Annotated in this window: 3 protein-coding genes and 1 pseudogene; 3 read left to right on the forward strand and 1 reads right to left on the reverse strand. The window is 47.2% G+C overall.

Annotated elements, in window-relative coordinates; all coding sequences use genetic code 11:
• Positions 1-342: pseudogene (locus tag ACQY6Q_RS12010) on the forward strand (MATE family efflux transporter); the annotation flags it as partial.
• Between the two features lies 1 nt (position 343).
• On the opposite strand, the gene ACQY6Q_RS12015 reads toward ACQY6Q_RS12010, so the two are convergent.
• Entirely contained in the window at positions 344-580 is a 237-nt protein-coding gene (locus tag ACQY6Q_RS12015; protein ID WP_427981734.1) for a DUF2375 family protein, read from the reverse strand.
• A 154-nt stretch (positions 581-734) separates the two neighbouring features.
• On the opposite strand from ACQY6Q_RS12015, the gene ACQY6Q_RS12020 reads away from it, so the two are divergent.
• Together ACQY6Q_RS12020 and ACQY6Q_RS12025 are read left to right on the forward strand one after the other, a co-directional pair.
• The gene (locus tag ACQY6Q_RS12020; protein ID WP_427981736.1) at positions 735-1451 is read left to right on the forward strand and encodes an HAD family hydrolase; all 717 of its coding nucleotides are present in this window, start codon (positions 735-737) and stop codon (positions 1449-1451) included.
• A gap of 37 nt (positions 1452-1488) precedes the next feature.
• Positions 1489-1805, forward strand: a 317-nt coding sequence (locus tag ACQY6Q_RS12025; protein ID WP_427981738.1) for a hypothetical protein, incomplete at its 3' end; no start/stop codon positions are given.

The raw sequence follows: 1805 nt of genomic DNA on the forward strand, positions 1-1805 counted from the left end.
GCGGCTTTTAATAATTTGGGCTACCCCAGTACCTCCACTGTGATTAACTTTGGTAAAGCGACCTTGGGCACTATTCCTTTTGTTTATTTGGGGGGCCAATGGTTTGGCCCCTTAGGGGTGGTTGCCGGGCAGGCGGTAGGCACGGTGCTGTTTGGTTTGTTAGCTTTATGGTTGGCATTTTACACGGTAAATCGAGTCACCGAGAAACATCAACGCAGTTTGGCAGAGCAAGTAGCTTTATCACCAGACGTGCCACTCACGCCTTTTTGTTCGAGTCGCGCTTATATGTGCGCCGAAGCTGAAATAGATGAAAGCACCAATGGTGATAGCATCAAACTGTAATTTAGGCAGCAGAAAGCGGCGTAAGCTGGCAGCGTTCACCGAGGATGTTAAGTAGCTTAGCCTCGCCATCAATCAAGGCCACTATAATTTTGTCGTGTTTTAGTTGCGGGCTTAATACCACCCGTCCATGTTGGTTTCTGAATTGTTTTTTTACCAGCATCGAGCGCAGCTGCAAGGGATTATCCAGCGAATAATAGAGCACTGTCACATCATTAGCGGCTTGGGATTTGGCCTTCATAACGATCTCTTTATTTAGTCATACCCTTAGTAAACGCTAGCACGACTTATTTCGATCACCGCATTTTTCACTGAACTAGCAAAGGCTTTCTGTAAACAAGCGTTGACTTCTCTAAGTGGCTCGCTAATCTGGCAAAAAAATAGCAGGAATTAGCATGACTGAAGTTTGTAGTGCACGTGTCTTAATGTTTGATCTTGATGATACTTTGGTTGACGACGGCCAAGCCACTGCGAGTGCTGCCAAGGCCTTATTTCGACACTACCAACCGCAACAGGAAGCCGCCGCTTTAATTCATTGGCAAAGAGCCTTGAAAAAGTACTACCCAGACTTTTTACAAGCTAAAATCAGTGCTTCGGCGATGCGTCAAGCCAGAGCCAGAGAAGCTTTGCAAATGCCGCAGCTTAGTGATGCCGAGGCCGAGCAAGCCTTTGAATATTTCATGCAACAATATATTGCAGCCACTCAGCTCTATGCCGAAAGTTTGGCTTGTTTAGAGCAGCTACGCCAACAGGGCTGGCGTTTAGCATTGGTGTCGAATGGCCCGGAAGATATGCAGCAACGTAAGGTGGCTGCGGCAGGGCTAAATCCCTATTTTGAATTTGTTTTAACTGCCGAAGCTGCCGGCGCGGCTAAACCCAAGGCGGCCATCTTTCAACAGGCAGCGCAACGGGCGCAAGTGTCGCTCAGTCAATGCTGTTATATTGGTGATAATTTGGCTAACGATGCGCAAGGCGCTGCTGCTGCAGGTATGCAAAGCATTTGGCTGAAGCGTGATGGTTCAGCTGCTCAGGTTCAGCCTTATCGGGGCGTGGCTTGGCAAATTTCTTCGTTAACGCAATTAATCCATTGTATCGAACTAGCTAAGGGGTAAGTTCTGGTGAACATAGAAAGAGCGCGAGAGGGCCGTCATGGATTTTAGTCGCCTGTGGGATTGGTTGGCCGACAGTTGGCATTTTTATCGTCGGCATTTTTTCAGCTTAGCGGCGATGGTGGTGCCTTTTGCCATTCCCTTTGCTTTAGTTCAGAGCAGTTATTTCCAGCAGCCTGAACAATCGTCCCCCTATAGTTATTGGTTATATGTGGGCTTGGGCTTGCTGATGCAGCCGATTTATCAAGGAGCGATTATTTTATATATGCGAGCGGTGTTTATGCAGCAACGCTGGTCTATTGCTCAATGTTTTCAGGCTTCTTTAACCATTTGGCCCAATTTATTTTTGTTAATTGC

Origin of the sequence: Agarivorans sp. (assembly GCF_050295395.1) — a bacterium.
Taxonomy (GTDB): Bacteria; Pseudomonadota; Gammaproteobacteria; order Enterobacterales; family Celerinatantimonadaceae; genus Agarivorans.

Coding starts and splice junctions, on each gene's coding strand:
- ACQY6Q_RS12015 (WP_427981734.1), bottom strand. CDS start 580: ATGAAGGCCAAATCCCAAGCCGCTAATGATGTGACAGTGCTCTATTAT.
- ACQY6Q_RS12020 (WP_427981736.1), top strand. CDS start 735: ATGACTGAAGTTTGTAGTGCACGTGTCTTAATGTTTGATCTTGATGAT.